Origin of the sequence: Roseateles sp. NT4 (assembly GCF_051857475.1) — a bacterium.
In the GTDB taxonomy this organism is placed as follows: Bacteria; Pseudomonadota; Gammaproteobacteria; order Burkholderiales; family Burkholderiaceae_C; genus Pelomonas.
Genome location: NZ_JBPZGZ010000002.1, coordinates 766886 through 786019 on the forward strand (window position 1 = coordinate 766886; position 19134 = coordinate 786019).

Genomic DNA, 19134 nt, shown 5'->3' on the forward strand with positions numbered 1-19134 from the left:
GAGATTCCCATGTCCAACACGCTTCTCAACACCCTCGCCGCAGCACCCGTAAACGGTTCCACGGGCGGCAAGACCAACAGCAGCGGCGGCTCCTGGTTCGAAGCCATGGCCGACGCCTGGGGCAAGGCCCTGGACAAGCAGGCCGGCGACATCGAGACCGCCTCGGCTGCGATGAACAACGGTGGTGACACGCCGGCCGCCGTGACCGAGCTGACCGCCATGTCGCTGAAGATGAGCTTCCTGGCCAGCAGCTCGCACACGGCCGTGTCCACGGTCGGCTCCGCCCTCGAAACGATGGCTCGCAAGCAGTGACACCCGGCATCGCCCTCGCGGCGCCCGTGCAGGACGTGCAGCTCGGCGCGGGCGCCTCGCTGTCCAGCCTGGGCCAGCTCTCGCCCGCCGCCGATGTGGCGGGCTTCGAGCGCGCCATGGCGGGCGCGGTCCAGCGCCTGGACGCGAGCTCGACGTCCGCTCATGCCCTGGGCATGCAGCGCTTCGTGCAGCCGCTGGACCACATCAACGCCGAAGCCGCCTCCCTCGGGCAGGACGCCCGCGCGGCGGCGGCCTCGGGCCAGGAGCTGACACCGGGCGAGCTGGTCAACCTGACCGTGCGCTGCCAGGAGTTCATGTTCCATTGCCAGCTGACGTCCAACATCGCGAACCGGACTTCAGAAGGCCTTCAACAACTGTTCCGCCAACAGTCATGAAGCAGCTTCGAAGCCTTCTCCCGCTCGCCATGGCCGTGCTGCTCGCCGGCTGTGGCGACCAGACCCTCTATGCCAAGCTCGACGAGCGCCAGGCCAACGACATGGTCTCGGCCCTGCGCCTGGCCGGCGTGCCGGCGCAGAAGGCCTCGCGCGAGGACGGCTTCGAGGTGGTCGCGCCCGAGGCCGACTTCGCCCGCGCGGTGCAGATCCTGAAGGCCCAAGGCCTGCCGCGCGAGGACTTCGACAGCCTGGGCAAGGTCTTCAAGCGCGAGGGCTTCGTGTCCACGCCGGTCGAGGAGCGCGCCCGCCTCATGCATGCGCTGTCGCAGGAGCTGTCGCACACGTTGACCAGCATCGACGGCGTGCTGCAGGCCCGCGTGACCCTGGTCGTGCCGGAGCGCCATCCGCTGTCCGACAAGGTCCAGCCCTCGTCGGCCTCGGTGATGATCAAGCACCGCCCCGGCCTCAACGTCGACACGCTGCTGCCCAAGGTGCGCGCCCTGGTCGTCAACAGCGTCGAAGGCCTGCCCTACGAAAGCGTCTCGGTCGTCGCCTTCGCGGCCGAGCCCACGCCCACCCTCACGCCGGTGCCCGAGAGCCAGCCCGGCGCCGTCTTCGCCCTGGCCATCGCCCTCGGTGGTGCCAGCCTGGGCGCGGCTGGCTGGCTGGCCTGGCGCCGCCGCCGGGCCACGGCCCAGCTCGCACTGGAAGGCGGTCGCCATGACTGAACGCCGACTGCGCGCCCAGGTCGCCCGCCGACTGCTGGCCGAGGCCCCCGCCGAAGCACGCACGCTGAGCTGGGCCCAGCTCGACGCCGCCCCGGCCTGGCTGGCCCTGGAGCGCGATGAATTGCTGACTCTGGCGCGCCGCTGCGGCTCCGTGCTCGCCGCACCGGCCCTGCGCCTGTGGATCGCCGGCCCGCTGCGCGACCTGGCGCGCAGTGCCCTGGGTGCGCCATGGTGGCGCGCCTTGCGCAGCACGCAGGATTGGCCGGCGCTTCCTGCCGGCCTGCCGGCGTCCTTGAGCGACTGGCCCGAGGTGACGACGCCCGAGGCCCTGAGCCAGCGCTTCACCGAGGCCGGGGCCGCCGTGCTGCTGGCCGGCCTGCCGCATGGCTCGCTGCGCCATGCCGCCAGCCGCCGCCTCGGTCCCGTGGCCGCCTGGGTCATGCCGCAGGCGACGGCCCTGGCGGTGCTGCGCGAGACCCTGACCCTGCAGGACCAGGTGGTGTCGGCATGAGCAGCAACAGCTTCATGCTCTGGCACCGCGAGCCCGAGGCGCGCCTGGGCATCGCGTCGGACCGGCGCGTGCTGCGCGCCGCCGAGGTACCCGCCTTGCAGGACGCGCACCAGGTCCTCGGCGAACTGCGTGCGCTGTTCGAGCAGGAGCAGGTGCGCGTCGAGGCGGCCTGCTCTCGGGCAAGCGAGGAAGGCCTGCGCGAGGGGCTGGCCCAGGCCGAGAGCCAGGCGCGCGCCCAGGTGGCCGACACCCTGGCCCGGCTGACCCACGCCTTCGAGGCGCAATGCCAGCGCCAGCAGCGCGATGTGGCGCGACTGGCCCTGGAGGTGTTCCAGAAGCTGCTCGGCCCGCTGCCGGCCGACGAAGGCCTGGCGCGCCTGGCCACCCAGGCGGCGCGCGAGCTGCTGCCGGCCCGCACCTGGCGGCTGCACGTCCACCCGCACCAGATCGACGACCTGCGCGCCGCGCTGGGCGTCATCGATCCCGACGACAAGGCCGGCCTCGCCAGCGCCGAGATCGTGGCCGATGCCGAGCTGGCCGAAGGCGACTGCCGCCTGACGACGGAGTTCGGCACGGCCGACGCCAGCCTCGCCACGCAGGTGCAGAGGCTGGCCCGTGCCTGGGGTCTTGCGGCATGACCTTGAGCCTGGACGCCGAGACCGACACGCTGCGCCGCAGCCTGCAGCGCGCCCGCACCGTGGCCACGCTGGGCCGCGTCGTGCAGGCGGGCGGCACGCTGATGCGCGCCACCGGCGTGCAGGCCCGCGTCGGCCAGAGCTGCCGCGTCTTCGATCCTTCGCGTCCGCTGGACGACGGCCTGCTGGCCGAGGTCATCGGCTTTCAGGGCCACGAGGCCGTGCTGGCGCCACTGGGTTCGCTGCAGGGCCTGCCCGTCGGCGCCGCCGTCGAGGTGCTGAACGAAGCCGCCAACCTGCCCAGCGGCCCCGGCCTGCTCGGCCGCGTCATCGACGCCTTCGGCCAGCCGCTGGACGGTGGGCCGCCGCTGGACCAGCTGCCGCGCGTGCCGCTCTACCGCGACGCGCCGCCGCCGCTGCAACGCCGCCCGGTGCATGAACCCCTGGTCTGCGGCGTGCGTGCCATCGACACCCTGCTGACCGTTGGCGAAGGCCAGCGCGTCGGCATCTTCGCGATGGCCGGCGGCGGCAAATCGACGCTGCTGGGCATGCTGGCGCGCAGCACGCGGGCCGAAGTGAATGTCATCGGCCTCATCGGCGAACGCGGCCGCGAGGTGCGGGAGTTTCTGGAAGACAGCCTGGGCGCCGAGGGCCTGGCACGCTCCGTCGTCGTCGTGTCGACCTCGGACCGGCCGGCCCTGGAGCGCGTGCGCGCGGCCTATGCGGCGACGGCCATCGCCGAGGGCTTCCGGGCCGAGGGCGCGCGTGTCGTGCTGATGATGGACTCGGTGACCCGCTTCGCGCGCGGCCTGCGCGAGATCGGCCTGGCGGCCAACGAGCCGGCCGTGCGGCGCGGCTATCCGCCCTCGGTGTTTGCCGAGCTGCCGCGGCTGTTCGAGCGGGCCGGCAACGATGCCCACGGCAGCATCACCGCCTTCTACACGGTGCTGGCCGAAGACGAGGACGGCAACGACCCCGTGGCCGAGGAAGTGCGCTCCATCCTCGACGGCCACATGGTGCTGTCGCGCGCCCTCGCCCAGGCCCAGCACTACCCGGCCATCGACGTGCTGGCCAGCGCCAGCCGCGTCTTCACCCGCGTGACTTCGCCCGAGCAGCAGCGCGACGCTGCCCAGGTGCGCGCGCTGATGGCCCGCCACCAGGAGGTCGAGTTCCTGCTGCGCGTCGGCGAATACCAGGCCGGCAGCGACCCCCTGGCCGACCAGGCCATCGAGCGCATGCCGCAGATCAAGGCCCTGCTGCAACAGGCCACCCACGAGCCCAGCGACTGGGACGGCGGCCTGCAGCATCTGCGGGAGATCGTCACGTGAGCCTCTCTACCGCCGAAGGCCGCCAGTGGCTGCGCCTGCGCCAGCTGCGCGTGCGCCGCGCCCTCCAGGCCCTGCAGCAGGCCCAGTCCCGGGAGATGCAAGCCCGGCTGGCCGTCGACATCCGCGAGGCCGCCATCGACTTCGGGCGCACCCGTCTGGCCGAACTGGCCCAGCACTGGGGTGGCCCCGGCAGCGTCGACATGCCGCGCTGGGGCGAGCAGCTGAAGATCCACCGCGAGGTGCTGGCCGATCGGCTGGAGCGTGACGAATACGCCCTGCTCGAAGAGCAGGAGACGCTGGAGCAGGCCCAGACCGAGGTGGCTCGCTGCCGCACCGACCTGGCCCGCGCCCAGGCTCGCGAGGACGCCGTCGACGCCACGCTGAAGGACCAGCGCCGCCAGGACCTGCAGGCCCGCGAGCAGCAGGCCGAGCTGGACGCCGAGGACGCCCGCCGGGCCCTGCACTAAGCCGCCATCGTGAAGCTGTTGCTGCCCCTGCTCCTGACCCCGCTGGCTGCGCTGCAACGCGCGCGCCTGGTCGCGGCCGAGCCCTCGCTGGTTGGTCAAGACCCTGTGCCTTCGGACTGGAGCCACGCCTATCAACGTCTGCGCGACCAGACCTTGGGCGAGGCCAGGCCCTCCGTGGGCGGCGAGGCCGAGCCCGTTGCTGTCGACGCCGCGCCGCCCGGCCCGGTTTCCCCATCGCTGCAAGGCACGCGTCGAATGGTGGAGGAATCCCCGGCCACGGCCGAGGCGCTGCCGATTCCGCAAGAAAGCGGGGCCTGGGGCTGGCGCAACGCCGGCTCCGGGCTGCGCAACGAAAGCGAGACCGCCGCGATCGAGCCCACACCGCCCGCAACCGTGGGCCTCCTGCCCACCCCAGGCATGCCGGAACCCGCGCTCACGCACATCGCCCCGCTGTCACCGACGGCCCTGCGGGTGATCGAAGCGGTGCAGCAGGTCGCCGAGCCGGCACCGGCGTCGACACCGCTGGCGCGGGTCTGGCAGGTTGAGCTGCCGTCCACGGGTCCTGCTTGGCAGCTGCGTGTCGAGCAGGCCCAGCCTCAGGCGCCGCTGCAATTGGAGCTGCGCGTGCCTCCGGTCGTGCAGGCCCAGGCCCGCCAGCAGCTGACCGACCTGGACAAGCGCCTGCGCGACGCCGGCCACGAGGTGTTGCGGCTGCGCCTGAAGCAGGCGTCGCGATCGGGCAAGTCGCGCGGGCCGCTTGACGAGGTGACGTCATGAGCGGCATCAGCGCCATCCAGGCCCTGAACCCCGGCGAGGCCTGGCAGGCCTTCCTGCAGGCCGCTGTGAACGAAGCCGAGGCGCCACCCGTGGCGCAGTCGGAGGCCACGGCCGAAGCGCCCCAGGCCGCTGCGCCCCTGCCCGCACAGGCCGCGCCGCAGACGCGCCCCGCGGACATGCCCGCCAGCCTCATGCAGCGCAGCGAAGCGGCCGCCGTGGTCATTCCTGCGGCCCCCGTGCTGATGCAGCCACTGAGCCTGCAGAACGGCCCGGAGCTGCGCTGGCGCGTGCAGGATGCGCCGGCCTGGCGCCAGCTCTTCGACGAGGCCGGCAGCGATGCTCAGGAGGAGAGCGAAGCCGAGGCCGCGCCGCCACCCGCCTTTGCTACCGCCGAGGAGATCCCGGCCTGGGCGCGCGCCCTGTTGGCCCAACTGCGCGAGGCGGCTGCCGACGCGCCGTCCTCGGCCGCGCTGCGGCCCGCCCTGCAGGCCTGGCGCCTGGGGCTGCCGGTGCTGCTGGCCAGTCCCGTCGGCCTCGCCAGCCTGCAGCCCAGCCGCGACGCCACGACCTGGTTGTGGCGGCGCTGGCCGGCGCATTGGCGCACCGCCCGCCCCACCGTGGACGAACGCTGGTGGGCCGTGCGCGTGGGCCTCAGCGCCCAGGGCCGGCCGCGCACGCTGCGTGAACTGGCCGGCAGCACCCGCCTCGCACCCGGCCAGGTCAGCTGCGAGCTGCGCCTGGACGACGTGGCGCCGGGCATCTCGCAATGGGCCGAGGTGCTTGTCCAGGCCCAGGCCAGCACCAGCCTGCGCGCGCTGCTGGGCGCGCGCAACTCCCTGACCTGGCTGCTGTGCAGCGAACCCCTGTGGCCGAAGGAGGGCCCATGAACCGTGTCGACGCCGACCTGCTGCACGCCCTGGGTGAACTGGGCGAGGCCCTGGCCATCCTCGACGGCGACTTCCTCGTCGCGTTGAACGCCCCCATGCAGGCGCTGCTGCCCGGCGAGGTCGGTGGCCTTGCCGAGGACTGGGCGCAGCCCCTGCACGGCCTCGCCAGCGCCCTGCTGGCGCCGCTGGGTGCACGCACGCGCTGTGGCGTCAGCGGTGAGTACACGGCCCAGCGCGTGGCCCTGGATGCCCGCCATGTGCTGCTGCGCCTGGACGACGAGCGCGAGCGCCTGCACCATCTGCAGCGCCAGCTCGACGACCGCGAGGGCCTGCTGTTCACGTCGCGCTCGCTGACCGTCAGCGAGATGGGCAGCGTGCTGGCCCACGAGCTCAACCAGCCCATCGGCGCGACGGCCAACCTGCTGCGCGGCCTCAAGCTGCGCCTGGCGCGCCGCCATCCCGACAGCACCGACGAGCTCGCCGCCCTGGACAAGGCGGTGCAGCAGGTCACCTATGCCAGCCAGATCATCGGCCGGGTGCGCGAGTACACGCAGTCGCGCCAGCCCAAGACCGAGACCCTGGACCTGGTGGAGCTGGTGCACCAGAGCCTGGCCCTGCTGGACTGGGACCTGCAGCGCGAGGCCGTGCACCTGGCGCTGCGCCTGCCACGGCAGGTCGTGCCCGTACAGGGCGATGCCGTCATGCTGCAGCAGGTGCTGATCAACCTGCTGCGCAATGCGCTGGACGCGCTGCGCCTGGACCGGCCGGCCGAGCCGCTGATCGAACTCGAACTGATCGTCGACGGCAACCGCGCCGAGCTGCGTGTCAGCGACAACGGTCCCGGCATCACGCCGCAGACCGAGGCCCGACTCTTCCTGCCCTTCAGCTCCACCAAGCCCAACGGCATGGGCCTGGGGCTGTCCATCTGCCGCTCGCTGATCGAGATGCACCAGGGCCGGCTCTGGTTCACGCGGCGCGACGCGGGCGGCTGCTGCTTTCACTTCGCACTGCCGGTCATGGCAGCCACGACCCAACCCATGCTGGAGAAGACGACATGACGCCCAGACAGATCTATGTGGTGGACGACAACCACGAATTCCGCGACTCGCTGCGCTTCTGGCTGGAGGGCTTCGGCTGCCAGGTGCGTGACTGGGGCGACCCGCGCGACGCGCTGCAGTCCCTGGCCCGCGTGGCCGTGGGCACGACCTGGCCCGAGGCCACCTGCCTGATGCTGGACGTGCGCATGCCCGAGCTGTCCGGCCTGGACCTGCACGACGCGCTGCGCGAGCGCGGCATCCACCTGCCCGTCATCTACATGAGCGGCCATGCCGATGTGCCGCTGGCCGTGGCCGCGATGCAAAAGCGCGGTGCCGTGTCGCTGCTGGAAAAGCCTCTGGACGACGTGGCCCTCAGCGCGGCCCTGGACCGCGCCTTTGCGCCGACCGATGTGGACAGCGGCATGGACACCGAGGTGGAGGGCTCGCGCGAGGAGTTCGAGCGCCGCTCCCAGACCCTGTCGCCGCGCGAGCGCCAGGTGCTGTCCCTGGTCGTCAAGGGCCTGATGAACAAGAACATCGCCGACGAGATCAAGCTGTCGCTGAAGAGCGTGGAGCTGTACCGCTCGCGCGGCATGCGCAAGATGAAGTGTCGTTCAGTCACCGAGCTGACCCGCATCATGGTGAGCCGCCGCGCATGAGCTTCATTCCCCAGCCCCTGACCCAGGCGCTGAGCTGGCACTATCTGTGCGGCCCCGCCCGCCTGAGCCTCAGCACCGACGACTTCGAGCTCGGCGAGTTGACGCCCTGCGCCGCCGAGGCCGCCGTCGTGCTGGACTTGGCGGGCGAGCTGCTGGACGGCCTGGCGGCAGCAGGGCTCGTGGCCGCCGCAGACTGGCAATGGGTCGCGCAGTCGGGCGGCATCGGCACAGGCCTGGCCCAGGCCCATTGGCGCGGTGCCGAAGTGCAGGCATGCCTCTCCCTGCCCTGGCCGGCCCTGCGCGCGCTCGGCAGAGCCGCCGAGGTGCCGGGCCTGCAATGGCAGGCCACGGCCGCGGAATCCGTGCTGGCGCAATGGCGCCTCGCCGACGAGGAGCTGGCGGCGCTGGAGCCGGGCGGCGTGCTGCTGCTGGAAGCGCCCGTCACCCACCACTTGCGGGCGCGCAGCGAGGCGGCGGCGGGCGACAGGCCCTGGCAGCTGGTCGCCCGCTGGGAATCGGCACTGCCCGTGGAAGTCGTCATGGGCTGGAGCGATACCGTTCCAACCCTGCCCGTGCAATGCCAGCTCATCGACGTCACGCGCCCCGATCAGGTGCGCGCCCGCGGCCGGCTGATTCCCTGGGGCATGGGCCAGGCCTTTCGAATCGATGCGATCTGAGCGATGGACCTGAGCACCTTCACGCCGGCCTCGGCCCTCATCACCGTCATCCTGCTGGCCCTGGCGCCCTTCGTGGCCGTCATGGTCACGTCCTTCACCAAGCTGGTCGTCGTGCTCAGCCTGCTGCGCAATGCCATGGGCCTGCAGCAGGTGCCGCCCAATGTCGTCATGAACGGCCTGGCCCTGGTGCTGAGCATCTACGTCATGTACCCGGTGGGCGTGGAGATGCAGGAGAGCCTTGCCGCCGCACCCACCACCGCCAAGGCCTCCACCAGCCAGATGCTGGCCGCGGCCGACACCGCCAAGGAGCCGCTGCGCGAATTCCTCATCAAGCACAGCCGACCGCTGGAGCGCGCCTTCTTCCTGAAGACGGCCCAGCGCAGCCTCAAGCCCGAGCAGGCCAAGGAGCTCAGCGAGCGCGACTTCCTCGTCATCGTGCCGGCCTTCACGGTCAGCGAACTGACGGTGGCCTTCGAGATCGGCTTCCTGATCTTTCTGCCCTTCCTTGTCATCGACCTCGTCATCTCCAACATCCTGATGGCCATGGGCATGCAGATGCTGTCGCCCACCACTGTGTCGCTGCCCTTCAAGCTGCTGCTCTTCGTGCTGATCGACGGCTGGGTGAAATTGACCCACGGCTTGGTCTTGACTTACCAGACATGAACAGCGAAGTCATCCAGCTCACCCAGCAGGCCCTGTGGCTGGTGCTGCTGCTGTCGGCGCCGCCCATCCTCGTGGCGGCCATCGTCGGCCTGCTGATCGCCTTCATCCAGGCAGCCACCCAGCTGCAGGAGCAGACGGTGCAATACGTGGCCAAGTTCTTCGCCATCGTCGTCACCATCTTCATCACCGCCTCGCTCTTGGGCGGCAGCCTCTACCGCCTCGGTGACAAGGTCTTCAGCGAGTTCCCCGGCTTGGTCAAGATAGAACGGTGAAACCCCTCGTCCAAGGATTGCCTTGGCCGGTCCCCCGAGGGGACGGCGATGCTTGCGGCGTCGAGCCGCAAGCACATCGCCATGGCGGGCCGGCTAGGGAGCGGCCCGTCGCTCGGCCCGCAAACATTCACGAGCCGCGCAACGCGCGGTGGACCGGCTGCGCATGATGGAGTTCTGGATCGGTCACCCGACCGATGCGGCCCTGCTGCTCGGCCTGTCCACCATGCGGGTGGCGGTGGCCTTCCTGCTGGTGCCGCTGTTCACCCAGGACCTGATCCCGGGGCTGATCCGCAACGCGCTCTTCCTGGCCCTAGCTCTGCTGGGCCTGCTGGTGCAGGAGACCCGGCCGCTGCAGATGAGCGGCTGGCAATGGGCCGTGCTCTATGGCCGCGAGGCCCTGCTGGGCGCGGCCCTGGGCTTTCTGTTCGCCGGGCTGATGTGGTCCTTCGAGATGGCCGGCCAGCTCATCGACACCAAGGTGGGCTCGTCCCAGGCCCAAGTGATGGACCCGCTGTCGGGCCACCAGACGTCCCTCACCGGCGCCTTCCTGGCGCGGCTGGCCAGCTGGGTCTTCATGGCCTCGGGCGGCTTCATGCTGTTCGCGGCCCTGCTGCTGGACAGCTTCGCGCTGTGGCCCATCCACGGCGGCTGGCAGCTGCTGCCGGCCGGCAAGCTGGCGATGGAGGCCGAGTTCGGCCGCATGCTGCGCCTGGCCCTGCTGGTGGCCGCGCCATCGCTGGTGCTGCTCTATCTGGTGGACGGCGTGCTCGGCCTGATCAACCGCTACGCCCAGCAGCTCAATGTGTTCAGCCTGTCCATGTCCATCAAGGCCGTGGTGGGGCATCTGGTGTTGCTGCTGCAACTCGGCAGCCTGGTAGCGCTGATGAACGAGGAGATGCTGGTGCGGGCCAGCGTGGTCAAGGACCTGCTGAAACATCTGTTTGCCTGACGACTGACGAATTAGGGGCAGCCGCAGTCGCCTTGCCGGCCCGACGCCGTTAGGCTGACAGCCATCCTTCATCCCTCACCGCCATTGCCATGATCGGCGCCCCGCTGTCCTCCCCCGCCTCGCTGTTCACCACGGCGGCCTCGCTGCGTCCCCTGGGCGCGCCCTCGGCGCCGGCGCCTGGTGGCGGACCAGCCTGGCTGGACGGCCTGGGCGCGGGCGGCGCGGCCACGCTGCGAGCGGACGTGGCGATCGACCAGCGCGGCCTGTCGGTCCAGCAGCACGCCGAACGCGTGCTCACGGCCCTGCTTGGCTGAGCTGCTCGCCCAGCCGCGCTGGGTCGATGCGGCCCAGGCCCTGATCGGCGGCTGCGTCGACCTCGGCCCGCGCCAGGACGGCGCCGTCGCGCTGATGGAGACCGTCTGCACCGGCCTGGGCGACCAGCTCTACCCCGCCTTTCTGCGCGTGCTGGCCGAGGTCAACCTGCGCGGCGAATACGCGGCCCGCGCCGCGGTGGCCCAGACCCTGGCCCAGGCCCTCAGCCAGGGCCGCCTGCCCAGCGGCTCGCGCGCCGCCTGGGGCTCGCAGCAACCACGCGCGCAGCGGCGCAGCCTTGGCCCCATTGAATACCTCTGCCTGGCCGCCTGGCCGCAGCAACGGCCGGCCGAGCTGTCGCCCGAGCAGTTCCAGACCCTGGCCAGCGCGGTGATGGAGCTGCTGGACTGCGATGCCGAGGCCCGCCTGCTCTACGCCGACCATCTGTCTGCCGTGGCCGACGACCCGCTGGACGGCACCATGCCCCGCGAGATGCGGGCTGCACTGCGCACGCTGGCCCAGAGCTGGCGCAGCGATCCGGACGCCAGCCGGGCCTGCTCGGCCTTTGTGGCCGGCCTGGGGCGAGCGACGCGCTGACCGGACGCGACGCCTGAGAGGCGTCTCGCAGATGCGGGCCGGGAGAGAATCGCTGTCCGGACCGCCCCGGGTCGGCTGGACAGTCTGTCCCGATCTCCAGCGGGTGCCGTCAGACCGCCCATGACCGACGCTCAATACACGACCTTGCCGCAGTGGCCCAACGCTTATCCGGCCACCGGTGCCAGCGCCACCCTGAAATTCCTCAACGAGGATTTCATCGTGACCGAACTGCCGCTGCAGCCGCCCTCAGGTGCGGGCGAACACATCTGGCTGGACGTCCAGAAGAACGGTGCCAACACCGCCTTCGTCGCCCAGCAGCTGGCCGAGGCCGCTGGCGTCAATGAATGGGACGTGGGCTATGCCGGCCTCAAGGACCGCTACGCCATCACCCGTCAGTGGTTCAGTATTTATCTGCCCAAGGGCGAGACGCCCGACCTGACCGGTCTGCAGCACCCGGAATTCAAGGTGCTGAGCCAGAGCCGCCACGTGAAGAAGCTGCGCCCCGGTGATCTGCAGGGCAACCGATTCCGCATCGTGCTGCGTGACGTGAGCGGCGACCGCGACGCCATCGAGGCCAATCTCCAGGCCATCGCGTCACAGGGCGTGCCCAACTACTTCGGCGCCCAGCGTTTCGGCTTCGAGGGCGGCAATGTCGAGCAGGGCCGGGCCATGCTGGCGCGCGAAATCCGCGTGCGCAATCCGAAGAAGAAAGGCATCTACCTGTCGGCGGTGCGCTCCTTCGTCTTCAATGAAGTGCTGGCGCTGCGAATTCAGCAGGGGCTCTGGGGCCAGACTCTGCCCGGCGACGTGATGGACGAGGCGGGCCGGCCCACCGGACCGATGTGGGGACGGGGCCGCGTGGTCACCACCGATCAAGCCCGGGCCCTGGAAAACGGCGTGGCTGCACTTCACGCCACCTTGTGCGACGGCATGGAACACGCCGGCCTGGATCAGGAGCGCCGCGCGCTGGTGGCGTGCCCGGTGGACATGTCATGGGAATGGCCGCAAGCCCAGCAGCTGGTGCTCACGTTCTCTTTGCCCGCCGGGAACTACGCCACTTCCGTGCTGAACGAGATCCTCCGCACCACGGAGCCCGACCGGCACACGGAAAACGAGTCCGCGGCTGTCGAATGACGGTGGCCGCCGCGGCGATCTGTCCTTCAAGCTTCAGGGCAACCGGGCGGCCGTGACATTCGCCGGCGCAGCCACTGCTCCTCGCGGCTCTGCTAGAGCTTGCTGACCGCCTCGTAGCGGGCTGCGCCCACGACACCGAAGACGGCCCGCGTGGACTGGCCGCCGAGGCTGGTCACGGTGATGGCCTGCTGCATGGACATTTGGCTGATGACGGGCTTGGAGCCCATAGCGGCCCGGCGCGAGGCCTGGACTTCGGCAAGTTCAATGGAGCGGACGACAGCGTCCGTCGCCACGACGGAGGGGAGTTTCATCAGAAAAGGAGGGCGTCTGCATGCCGCGGCATCTTTGCCGCGGCAGGGTCGGCGAGGCTTTCGTGGCTGAAGCCGTCGCGACCTGACCGCATATCGTAGGCAAGGGAGATGCCTGGTCCGACCAAGACGCGGCATCGCATGAGGCGAATTGCCGTTTGGCGCAGAAATCGTGCCGGGACGCGTCTCGTCAGCCGCCCGCGCGCGACTCGAACGCCCGCTTCAACCTCACCATCGACTCCACCGACTCCTGCTCCACACGCCGCCTCCCGATGAGGCGGTTGTAGAACCCCCAGATCAGGCCCGGCAGCGTGTAGACCAGCCGGCGCTCGAAGTGCGTGCCGCCGGCGCAGGCCTCGACGAAGTAGTCCACCCGCAGCCACAGCCGGTGCGGACCCTGCGCTTCGGCCTGCCAATGCCGGCCCGGCTCATGGGCAGTGACCCGCCAGCGCAGATGCCCCGGGCGGCCGCCGGCGTGGATGTCTTCCTCGAAGCAGGTCGCCGGCCCCTGCACGCCCGGGCCGACCTGCACGCCGCGCGAGGACGGGTGCCAGTCGGGCCAGTGGCTGGGTGAGCCGGCATAGGCCAGCACCGCCTCGGGCGTGCCGCGGATCTGCACCGAGTGCGTCATCGCGGTCTGCCCCTCAATCTCGTCATGGGGCTCCCAATGCAGGCTGCCGTGCAGCCAGTCCATCAGCGGCATGACGATGTTGAGATTGCGCTCGGCCATCAGGCTGCGGCGGTGGTGCAGCTGGTGCAGGCGGCGCATCTGGCGGATCCAGGGCAGCGATGCCAGCGCATGGCCGTCGGGCAGATGCTCGCAGGCGTGCATGAACTCGTAGAGCAGATAGCCGGCGATGACGGTGCCGCCAAACAGCGCCGCAGCGTTGGGGCTCCAGTGCTTCAGCAGCCACCAGGCCGGCAGGGCCAGCGTCAGCGTGAACACGACGATGAGCCAGGGCGGGAACAGGATGACGCGCCAGTCTCGAGCGCCCTCCGCATGCATATGCCCTTCGGCGAAGAAGCTGTGGTGGTCACCCGTGTGGCGCTGGTAGAAGAGCTTGCCCAGCCGCGTCTTGGTGTGGCCCAGGCCCCGGTGGATGCGGTACTCGCCCCAGTTGCAGAACAGCAGGGCCGCCGGCACCGCCAGCCACTCCAGCAGGCTGGGGCTGGCCACCTGGCGCCAGAAGAACGCCAGCGTGGCCAGTCCCCAGGCCAGCACGAAGCCGCCATGCAGCCAGGCGTTGTAGCGCGGCGAGATGGCGGCGCGGTAGCGGGCGCGAAACGGGGCGACGTCGTGGACGGGAAGGGCAGGCTGGCGTACGGGAATCATGGGGATGTCTCCTGATTGCCGCCAGCCTAGGGACCGCCGCATCATCTTTCCAATGGATATTGGTGGGGCACGTCATTCATGAATCCGATATGGCACCGGCTGGACCTGAACCTGCTGCGCGTCTTCGACGCCCTGATGCAGGAGGGCCACCTCACGCGGGCCGCCGAGCGCCTGCACCTCAGCCAGCCGGCCGTCAGCAATGCGCTGGCCCGGCTGCGTGAGCAGCTCGGTGCGCCGCTGTTCGTGCGCAATGCCCGCGGCATGACGCCGACCGCCCAGGCCGAGGCCCTGCACGGCCCCGTGCGCGCCGCGCTGCGTCTGCTGCAGGACGGCCTCGCGCCTGAGGCCGCTTTCGACCCCCAACAAGCCGAACAGCGCTTTCATCTGTCCATGAACGACTACGCCCAGTTCGCTCTGCTGCCTGCGTTGCTGGCGCGGGTGCGCGAGCAGGCGCCGCGGGTCGTGCTGCAGGTCGAGCCCGACGCCGCCGACACCCTGCCCATGCGTCTGGCTTCCGGCACCCTGGACCTGGCGCTGGACTATCTGCACTTCGAAGCGCCCGAGCTTTGCTACCAGCCCCTGCACCAGGAAGAGCTGGTCGTCATCGCCCGCCAAGGCCACCCCGCGCTGTCGCCCTCCGGGCGCAGCATCAGCCTGGCGCGCTACGAGGCCGCCCAGCACGTCACCATCCCGCCGCGCGCCGGCCGTGGCTCACCGCTGGAGATCGTTCTCGGCTCCGCCAAGGTGCGCCGCCAGATGGGCCTCTTCGTGCCCGGCTATATGACCATTCCCGGCGTCGTCGCCGCGACCGATCTGCTGGGCACCATTCCGCGTCGCCTGGCCGATGCCTGCGCCGCGGCGCTGCCGCTGGCGATGCTGCCGCTGCCCTTCGCCATGCCGCCGGTGCAGGTCAGCCTGATCTGGCATCGCCAGCAGGAAACGAATCGCGGCCTGCAGTGGCTGCGCCAGCAGATCGTGGCGGCGGTGGCCGGTCTGACGGCCGGCTAGGGCGCGGTGCGCGCGGCCAGGGCCTGCATCGCGGCCTCGGCGTGTTCGCGCTCGACCTCCAGCCGCGCCGACAGCGCCTGGGTGCGCGCATCGGCTTGCGACTTCAGCAAGGTCTCGCGGATCTCGGCGTAGCGCTTGTGGCTGTCCAGCGCCGCACGCCAGTGCTGCTGTGCCTCCTGCAGCAGGCAGTTTTCCAGATGCACGCGTGCCAGCGGCTCGGGCGACTGGCCTTCGCCCAGCAACTCCAGCGCCAGCGCAATATGGGACGCTGCGGCGCGGTACTGGCCGGCCAGCCTGTCCACGTAGGCCAGCCGCCACTCCAGCAGGCCGAGCTCCGGGCCTGCGCCGGTGGTGCGCGCCGACTTCACGCCACGCCACAACCACTCGCGGGCTTCGTCCATGCGGCCGAGCGCGAACATCGCGTCGGCCGCGGCGTTCACGCTCTCGGGCACGAAATGGTGGCGCTCGTCGGCGATCAGCGCTTCGATGTGGGCACGGATGCCGTCCAGCGCCTGCAGCAGCTCGTCGTTGTGCAGCGATGCATCACGCGCCAGCTCGCGCTCCAGCCGGTAGATCAGCAGGTTGCCGTGGCACACGGCGCGCAGATTGGGTTCGTCGAAGGCGTGCAGCAGGCCGATGGCCCGGACGGCAGCGTCCACCGCCTCGGGCAGGCGGCCGAGTGCGTGATAGGCGGCACCCGCGTTGTTCCACAAGATGCACTGCTCGCCCGGCAGGTCGTTCACCTCGGGCAGCAGGCGCAGCGCGCGCCCCAGCAGGCCGAGCGATTCCGCCACGTCGCCCATGCGCGCCATGCCGATGGCCTGCAGCCCCAGCACGCGCAGCAGCCGGCCCGGCGCCTGCGCGCGGCTCAGCAGGTCCATGGCCCGGTAGCCGGCCAGGGTGGATTCCTTCATGCGGCCGGCGTACTGCTGGCTGAGCGCCACCATGTGCTCGCAAATGCCTTGCGACAGCAGGTCACCTGCAGCCACCAGCCGCGGCTTGAGCGTCTGGCACAGGGACAGGGCTTCCTCGATGCGGCCGCCACGGGCGCAGCGTTCGGCGCGCGACAGCATGTCGCCGGTCGATTCTTCGGCGCTGGCCACCGCCGGCACCCGGGAAGCCTTGGGACGCCTGCGCGTGACCTCGGTCGGCACCGCGATCGGCTCCGGCACCTGCAACGCGCTCACCAGATGCGCAAAGCCGATTTCGCCGGCCGACGGCAATGCCAAGCGTTCCGGTGTTTCGCGAGTGGGCGATGGAGAAAGAGGGGGTGCCGGGAGGGGCATCGTTGCAGGCCGCGAAGAAAGGCGCGCCATGCTACGGTCAGCCCCCGACGCTGCACTCGAGGAAAGCCCGCCCTCTGCGTAACTCCCGTTGCTGAAAGCGCAGCCAGTCACGACAACTCCCACCGGCGGCCGCCTCAGGTGCCGGCCGGCTTTCTGGCCTGCAGCGCCGCCCAGAGCCGGTCCGCCGCCTGTGCGGCCTGGTTGCGCTGCATGTCCGTGAGGCGCCGGTAGTCTTCGGTGGTGAGGAACCAGTCCGCGCTCAGCTTGTCACCCGAGCGCTGCGCGACCAGGTTCCAGGCCGCGGCATCCACGGTCTGGCGCTGCATCAGATAGCTTTCTGACAGCATGGCCGCCGCATGGCGGTTGCCCAGCACATAGGCCGCCTGCAGCGCCTCGCGGGCGGCCTGCAGATAGGCAAAGCCGGGCTCGTAGCCCTGGGCCTGGGGATGGCCGTCGAACTCGAACATATAGCGCTCGGCCAGATGCGTCAGGGCCTGCACGTCCTGGGCCGCGGCGGCCCGGCGCAGCGCGTCCAGGCCCATCTTGTAGTAACGCTCGTCAATGAAATAGCCGAGCTGGCGCAAGGCGTCATTGGCCGCCTTGTCGGCCGCCGACAGGGGCGGCGGCGTGGGGTCGGTCGCGGCTGAAGCAGCCGGTGTCTGGGCCGCCGCGGCGGGCAGGCCGGCAGCCGCGACTGGCTGCGCGGCCGACGATGCCGGCCATGCCAGAGGAGAGGCCAGCGGCGTGGGTAGGCCGCTGGCCTGGGGAGGCACCGAGGCGAGCAAGCTCTTGTGGATCTCGCTCTTGCCGGCGCCGGCTGCAGGGCCTGTCGCCTGCAGTCCGGCCGAGGGCGCATCCGGGTGCTGCCACAGCGTGTATGCGCCCCAGCCCGCAATGCAGGCGACGCCGATCAGGAGCGCATAACGCATGGGCCTACAGGCTGTTGAGGCAGGTGTTGGTGCTGGTGGCGTAGCCGCGGCGCGCGTAGTAGTCACGCTGCGACGGCGTGCCATGCGTGCCGTAGTCGGCCGCGGCGCGCGCGGAACGCACCGACGCCTCGATGAAGGACGGGTAGCGCAGGCTGGTCTCGGCGTACTTGGCGAAGCTGCCGGCCACGCAATCGGCCTGCAGTTCCTGGTAGGGCGCCTGGTAGCGGATGCCGTAGTTGAACTGGATGGTGTGGCCCCATTCGTGGGCCAGCACGAACTTGGCCACGTAGCTGCCATAGGCTTCCTGCTGCTGCAGGAAGTTGCTGCCCACGCTGATGACGTAGGGGCTGCAGGCCATGGCGCTCAGCTGCTGCTCGCCGCAGGCGTAGGCGTTCAGGTAGACGCGCGGCTGGCTGTAGCCGCCGAGCAGGCGGGAGATTTCAGAGGCACTGCTCTGCACATAGCTGCTGGTGACGGTGACCGCGTTGGCGGACGCACAGGCCGCAACGGCAAGCGCGGCCGCGATGCGCAGGCGGCGCCGCATGGGTGATGAAGGCTGGCTCATGAGACGGGTTCACTGTTGAGACCGCGCGGAAGGCACGGCGCCTGGCACGCATCGCGGAGGGACACGCGCTTTTTTCAGTGTGTGGAACCCGTCTCCTGCACGGTCAAGGGTTTCGCCGAGTCTCGCAATTACCGACTGACATCACTGCGCATCTGAGGCGGGCGTGCCCATCAAGGCCGCGCGCGTCGCCTCGTCGGCCGGGAACAGATGCTCCACTTTCAAGGACGCCAGCGTGATGTCCAGCGGCGTGCCGAAGCTGGTGAAGGCGGAGAAGAAACTCAGCGTGCGGCCATCGGCCGCGCGCAGGCGCAGGGCCAGCACTGGCAGGCCGCCAGTCTCGACCGGGCCCCAGGGCTGCACGTCGGCGCGCAGCTCGTCGAGCAGGGCGCGCAGCTTGGGCAGATGCTCGGCCTCGCGGCTGGCGCGGGCCCACATCTCGCCGCACAGCTCGGCCTCGTTGACGCACAAGTCCCGCAGGCCGCCCTCGCTGAAGATGGCGCGCAGCAGGTTGAAGGGGCCGGCCAGCAGGTGATCGGACGGCAGCCCCAGCAGCCCCAGCAGCCGCACCAGGCCGGCATTGGCCATGACGAGGTTGTATTCGCCGTCCAGCACCAGGGCCGGTGTCGGGTCGTGGGCGTGCAGCAGCTGCTCCAGGGCCAGTCGCACCGGTGCCATCTCCGGCGCATCCAGCGCACGCTCGGCGTGGGCGGGTGCGTAGCCGGCCGCGAGCAGGGCCTGGTTGCGTTCCTGCAGCGTGGCGCCCAGGGCGTCGAGCAGGGCGATCAGCGTCTCGCGGCCGGCGCGGGAACGGCCGGTCTCGATGCAGCTGAGGTGGCGTTGCGAGACGCCAGTACGCAGCGACAGCTCCAGCTGGCTGACGCGGCGCGACTTGCGCAGGGCGGCGAGGGTGGCGGTCATGGTGAGGGCGTGGGCAGCAGATGCACGATGCCGGCGGCGAGCAGCAGTATCAGGGCCGCCGCGTCCAGCCTGACGACGGTGACCAGCGCAGGCGTCAGCAGGCCGACCGGCATAGCGAACAGCAGAAAGGACGCGACGCTGACCCCGCCGGCAACCAGGCCCGGACCGCGCAGCGCGGGCTGCCAAGCGGCATAGGCGAGAAAGGCGGCCAGCAGGCCGAAGAGCACGGCGCGGTGGCGCAGCAGCAACTCAAGCGCGGGATCGCGGGCATCGACGCCATACAGGGTCGACAGCTTGGACGCGCCCAGCACGCCGGCCAGTGGCAGCGCATGCAGCAGGGCGACAAGGACCAGGGCGATGGGGACGAGCAGCTTCATGGCGCCGGACCATAGGCCAGCCGGAGCGCGGCGGCGATGACCTCCGAGGTCATTGCGGCGATGCGCGCAG

The 19134-nt window shown here is 70.6% G+C and carries 26 protein-coding genes; 19 read left to right on the forward strand and 7 right to left on the reverse strand.

The genetic code is table 11. The features are described from left to right. Positions 1 to 9 precede the first annotated feature (9 nt). From ACS5PN_RS13120 to truD, 18 genes are all read left to right on the forward strand, one after another. Complete coding sequence (locus ACS5PN_RS13120) at positions 10 to 312, forward strand: hypothetical protein (protein WP_439464402.1); 303 nt, start codon at positions 10 to 12, stop codon at positions 310 to 312. Beyond that, complete coding sequence (locus ACS5PN_RS13125) at positions 309 to 707, forward strand: hypothetical protein (RefSeq protein ID WP_439464403.1); 399 nt, start codon at positions 309 to 311, stop codon at positions 705 to 707. Before ACS5PN_RS13120 ends, ACS5PN_RS13125 begins: the two co-directional genes overlap by 4 nt. Further along, the gene (gene sctJ / locus ACS5PN_RS13130; RefSeq protein ID WP_439464404.1) at positions 704 to 1435 is read left to right on the forward strand and encodes a type III secretion system inner membrane ring lipoprotein SctJ; all 732 of its coding nucleotides are present in this window, start codon (positions 704 to 706) and stop codon (positions 1433 to 1435) included. Before ACS5PN_RS13125 ends, sctJ begins: the two co-directional genes overlap by 4 nt. Beyond that, positions 1428 to 1946, forward strand: coding sequence for a hypothetical protein (locus tag ACS5PN_RS13135; RefSeq protein ID WP_439464405.1), 519 nt, complete (start codon positions 1428 to 1430; stop codon positions 1944 to 1946). Before sctJ ends, ACS5PN_RS13135 begins: the two co-directional genes overlap by 8 nt. After that, the gene (locus tag ACS5PN_RS13140) at positions 1943 to 2584 is read left to right on the forward strand and encodes a FliH/SctL family protein (protein ID WP_439464406.1); all 642 of its coding nucleotides are present in this window, start codon (positions 1943 to 1945) and stop codon (positions 2582 to 2584) included. Before ACS5PN_RS13135 ends, ACS5PN_RS13140 begins: the two co-directional genes overlap by 4 nt. Then, positions 2581 to 3909 (forward strand): FliI/YscN family ATPase, encoded by a 1329-nt coding sequence (locus ACS5PN_RS13145; protein WP_439464407.1) that lies wholly within the window; start codon positions 2581 to 2583, stop codon positions 3907 to 3909. The genes ACS5PN_RS13140 and ACS5PN_RS13145 overlap by 4 nt, the downstream gene beginning before the upstream one ends. Continuing rightward, positions 3906 to 4376: a hypothetical protein gene (locus ACS5PN_RS13150; protein ID WP_439464408.1), complete on the forward strand. Its 471-nt coding sequence runs from the start codon at positions 3906 to 3908 to the stop codon at positions 4374 to 4376. Before ACS5PN_RS13145 ends, ACS5PN_RS13150 begins: the two co-directional genes overlap by 4 nt. A gap of 9 nt (positions 4377 to 4385) precedes the next feature. Continuing rightward, complete coding sequence (locus ACS5PN_RS13155) at positions 4386 to 5153, forward strand: hypothetical protein (RefSeq protein ID WP_439464409.1); 768 nt, start codon at positions 4386 to 4388, stop codon at positions 5151 to 5153. Further along, positions 5150 to 6040, forward strand: a complete 891-nt coding sequence (locus ACS5PN_RS13160; RefSeq protein ID WP_439464410.1) for a hypothetical protein — start codon at positions 5150 to 5152, stop codon at positions 6038 to 6040. The genes ACS5PN_RS13155 and ACS5PN_RS13160 overlap by 4 nt, the downstream gene beginning before the upstream one ends. Then, positions 6037 to 7098, forward strand: coding sequence for a sensor histidine kinase (locus ACS5PN_RS13165; protein WP_439464411.1), 1062 nt, complete (start codon positions 6037 to 6039; stop codon positions 7096 to 7098). The genes ACS5PN_RS13160 and ACS5PN_RS13165 overlap by 4 nt, the downstream gene beginning before the upstream one ends. Then, on the forward strand, positions 7095 to 7736 hold the full coding sequence (locus ACS5PN_RS13170) for a response regulator transcription factor (protein WP_439464412.1): 642 nt from the start codon (positions 7095 to 7097) through the stop codon (positions 7734 to 7736). The genes ACS5PN_RS13165 and ACS5PN_RS13170 overlap by 4 nt, the downstream gene beginning before the upstream one ends. Beyond that, positions 7733 to 8413 (forward strand): hypothetical protein, encoded by a 681-nt coding sequence (locus tag ACS5PN_RS13175; RefSeq protein ID WP_439464413.1) that lies wholly within the window; start codon positions 7733 to 7735, stop codon positions 8411 to 8413. The genes ACS5PN_RS13170 and ACS5PN_RS13175 overlap by 4 nt, the downstream gene beginning before the upstream one ends. A 3-nt stretch (positions 8414 to 8416) precedes the next feature. Then, positions 8417 to 9076: a type III secretion system export apparatus subunit SctR gene (sctR, locus tag ACS5PN_RS13180; RefSeq protein ID WP_439464414.1), complete on the forward strand. Its 660-nt coding sequence runs from the start codon at positions 8417 to 8419 to the stop codon at positions 9074 to 9076. After that, positions 9073 to 9348, forward strand: a complete 276-nt coding sequence (gene sctS, locus ACS5PN_RS13185; RefSeq protein ID WP_439464415.1) for a type III secretion system export apparatus subunit SctS — start codon at positions 9073 to 9075, stop codon at positions 9346 to 9348. Before sctR ends, sctS begins: the two co-directional genes overlap by 4 nt. 166 nt (positions 9349 to 9514) lie before the next feature. Continuing rightward, positions 9515 to 10297 (forward strand): type III secretion system export apparatus subunit SctT, encoded by a 783-nt coding sequence (sctT, locus tag ACS5PN_RS13190; RefSeq protein WP_439464416.1) that lies wholly within the window; start codon positions 9515 to 9517, stop codon positions 10295 to 10297. Between the two features lie 89 nt (positions 10298 to 10386). Beyond that, positions 10387 to 10611, forward strand: coding sequence for a hypothetical protein (locus tag ACS5PN_RS13195; RefSeq protein WP_439464417.1), 225 nt, complete (start codon positions 10387 to 10389; stop codon positions 10609 to 10611). After that, positions 10604 to 11206: a hypothetical protein gene (locus ACS5PN_RS13200; protein WP_439464418.1), complete on the forward strand. Its 603-nt coding sequence runs from the start codon at positions 10604 to 10606 to the stop codon at positions 11204 to 11206. Before ACS5PN_RS13195 ends, ACS5PN_RS13200 begins: the two co-directional genes overlap by 8 nt. A 120-nt stretch (positions 11207 to 11326) precedes the next feature. Beyond that, positions 11327 to 12340 (forward strand): tRNA pseudouridine(13) synthase TruD, encoded by a 1014-nt coding sequence (truD, locus tag ACS5PN_RS13205; RefSeq protein WP_439464419.1) that lies wholly within the window; start codon positions 11327 to 11329, stop codon positions 12338 to 12340. Positions 12341 to 12432: 92 nt separating this feature from the next. Here the strand turns inward: truD and ACS5PN_RS13210 are convergent, their stop codons facing one another. Both ACS5PN_RS13210 and ACS5PN_RS13215 read right to left on the reverse strand, forming a co-directional pair. Then, positions 12433 to 12651 carry a hypothetical protein gene (locus ACS5PN_RS13210; RefSeq protein WP_439464420.1) on the reverse strand — a complete coding sequence of 73 codons (219 nt, stop codon included), beginning with the start codon at positions 12649 to 12651 and terminating at the stop codon, positions 12433 to 12435. A 187-nt stretch (positions 12652 to 12838) separates the two neighbouring features. Beyond that, positions 12839 to 13981 carry an SRPBCC family protein gene (locus ACS5PN_RS13215; RefSeq protein WP_439464421.1) on the reverse strand — a complete coding sequence of 381 codons (1143 nt, stop codon included), beginning with the start codon at positions 13979 to 13981 and terminating at the stop codon, positions 12839 to 12841. Positions 13982 to 14059: 78 nt separating this feature from the next. On the opposite strand from ACS5PN_RS13215, the gene bsrA reads away from it, so the two are divergent. Further along, positions 14060 to 14989, forward strand: a complete 930-nt coding sequence (bsrA, locus tag ACS5PN_RS13220) for a LysR family transcriptional regulator BsrA (RefSeq protein ID WP_439464422.1) — start codon at positions 14060 to 14062, stop codon at positions 14987 to 14989. Here bsrA and ACS5PN_RS13225 read toward each other — a convergent pair. The 5 genes from ACS5PN_RS13225 to ACS5PN_RS13245 form a co-directional block, all read right to left on the reverse strand. Next, a complete protein-coding gene (locus ACS5PN_RS13225; RefSeq protein ID WP_439464423.1) occupies positions 14986 to 16218 on the reverse strand; it encodes a hypothetical protein in 1233 nt (410 codons plus the stop codon). The genes bsrA and ACS5PN_RS13225 overlap by 4 nt on opposite strands. 191 nt (positions 16219 to 16409) lie before the next feature. Next, a complete protein-coding gene (locus tag ACS5PN_RS13230) occupies positions 16410 to 17204 on the reverse strand; it encodes a hypothetical protein (protein ID WP_439464424.1) in 795 nt (264 codons plus the stop codon). 4 nt (positions 17205 to 17208) lie between these two features. Beyond that, on the reverse strand, positions 17209 to 17769 hold the full coding sequence (locus ACS5PN_RS13235; protein WP_439464425.1) for a hypothetical protein: 561 nt from the start codon (positions 17767 to 17769) through the stop codon (positions 17209 to 17211). Between the two features lie 141 nt (positions 17770 to 17910). Continuing rightward, on the reverse strand, positions 17911 to 18687 hold the full coding sequence (locus ACS5PN_RS13240; RefSeq protein ID WP_439464426.1) for a helix-turn-helix domain-containing protein: 777 nt from the start codon (positions 18685 to 18687) through the stop codon (positions 17911 to 17913). Then, a complete protein-coding gene (locus tag ACS5PN_RS13245) occupies positions 18684 to 19064 on the reverse strand; it encodes a phosphopantetheine adenylyltransferase (protein ID WP_439464427.1) in 381 nt (126 codons plus the stop codon). The genes ACS5PN_RS13240 and ACS5PN_RS13245 overlap by 4 nt, the downstream gene beginning before the upstream one ends. Between the last annotated feature and the right edge of the window lie 70 nt (positions 19065 to 19134).

What these genes read in the sequence shown, in the direction of transcription:
- ACS5PN_RS13140 (WP_439464406.1), top strand. Translation starts at nt 1,943, where the DNA reads ATGAGCAGCAACAGCTTCATGCTCTGGCACCGCGAGCCCGAGGCGCGC.
- ACS5PN_RS13165 (WP_439464411.1), top strand. Translation starts at nt 6,037, where the DNA reads ATGAACCGTGTCGACGCCGACCTGCTGCACGCCCTGGGTGAACTGGGC.
- truD (WP_439464419.1), top strand. Translation starts at nt 11,327, where the DNA reads ATGACCGACGCTCAATACACGACCTTGCCGCAGTGGCCCAACGCTTAT.
- ACS5PN_RS13215 (WP_439464421.1), bottom strand. Translation starts at nt 13,981, where the DNA reads ATGATTCCCGTACGCCAGCCTGCCCTTCCCGTCCACGACGTCGCCCCG.
- bsrA (WP_439464422.1), top strand. Translation starts at nt 14,060, where the DNA reads ATGAATCCGATATGGCACCGGCTGGACCTGAACCTGCTGCGCGTCTTC.
- ACS5PN_RS13195 (WP_439464417.1), top strand. Translation starts at nt 10,387, where the DNA reads ATGATCGGCGCCCCGCTGTCCTCCCCCGCCTCGCTGTTCACCACGGCG.
- ACS5PN_RS13170 (WP_439464412.1), top strand. Translation starts at nt 7,095, where the DNA reads ATGACGCCCAGACAGATCTATGTGGTGGACGACAACCACGAATTCCGC.
- ACS5PN_RS13230 (WP_439464424.1), bottom strand. Translation starts at nt 17,204, where the DNA reads ATGCGTTATGCGCTCCTGATCGGCGTCGCCTGCATTGCGGGCTGGGGC.
- ACS5PN_RS13210 (WP_439464420.1), bottom strand. Translation starts at nt 12,651, where the DNA reads ATGAAACTCCCCTCCGTCGTGGCGACGGACGCTGTCGTCCGCTCCATT.
- ACS5PN_RS13240 (WP_439464426.1), bottom strand. Translation starts at nt 18,687, where the DNA reads ATGACCGCCACCCTCGCCGCCCTGCGCAAGTCGCGCCGCGTCAGCCAG.
- ACS5PN_RS13235 (WP_439464425.1), bottom strand. Translation starts at nt 17,769, where the DNA reads ATGAGCCAGCCTTCATCACCCATGCGGCGCCGCCTGCGCATCGCGGCC.
- ACS5PN_RS13160 (WP_439464410.1), top strand. Translation starts at nt 5,150, where the DNA reads ATGAGCGGCATCAGCGCCATCCAGGCCCTGAACCCCGGCGAGGCCTGG.
- ACS5PN_RS13175 (WP_439464413.1), top strand. Translation starts at nt 7,733, where the DNA reads ATGAGCTTCATTCCCCAGCCCCTGACCCAGGCGCTGAGCTGGCACTAT.
- sctS (WP_439464415.1), top strand. Translation starts at nt 9,073, where the DNA reads ATGAACAGCGAAGTCATCCAGCTCACCCAGCAGGCCCTGTGGCTGGTG.
- sctT (WP_439464416.1), top strand. Translation starts at nt 9,515, where the DNA reads ATGGAGTTCTGGATCGGTCACCCGACCGATGCGGCCCTGCTGCTCGGC.
- ACS5PN_RS13145 (WP_439464407.1), top strand. Translation starts at nt 2,581, where the DNA reads ATGACCTTGAGCCTGGACGCCGAGACCGACACGCTGCGCCGCAGCCTG.
- sctJ (WP_439464404.1), top strand. Translation starts at nt 704, where the DNA reads ATGAAGCAGCTTCGAAGCCTTCTCCCGCTCGCCATGGCCGTGCTGCTC.
- sctR (WP_439464414.1), top strand. Translation starts at nt 8,417, where the DNA reads ATGGACCTGAGCACCTTCACGCCGGCCTCGGCCCTCATCACCGTCATC.
- ACS5PN_RS13245 (WP_439464427.1), bottom strand. Translation starts at nt 19,064, where the DNA reads ATGAAGCTGCTCGTCCCCATCGCCCTGGTCCTTGTCGCCCTGCTGCAT.
- ACS5PN_RS13120 (WP_439464402.1), top strand. Translation starts at nt 10, where the DNA reads ATGTCCAACACGCTTCTCAACACCCTCGCCGCAGCACCCGTAAACGGT.
- ACS5PN_RS13135 (WP_439464405.1), top strand. Translation starts at nt 1,428, where the DNA reads ATGACTGAACGCCGACTGCGCGCCCAGGTCGCCCGCCGACTGCTGGCC.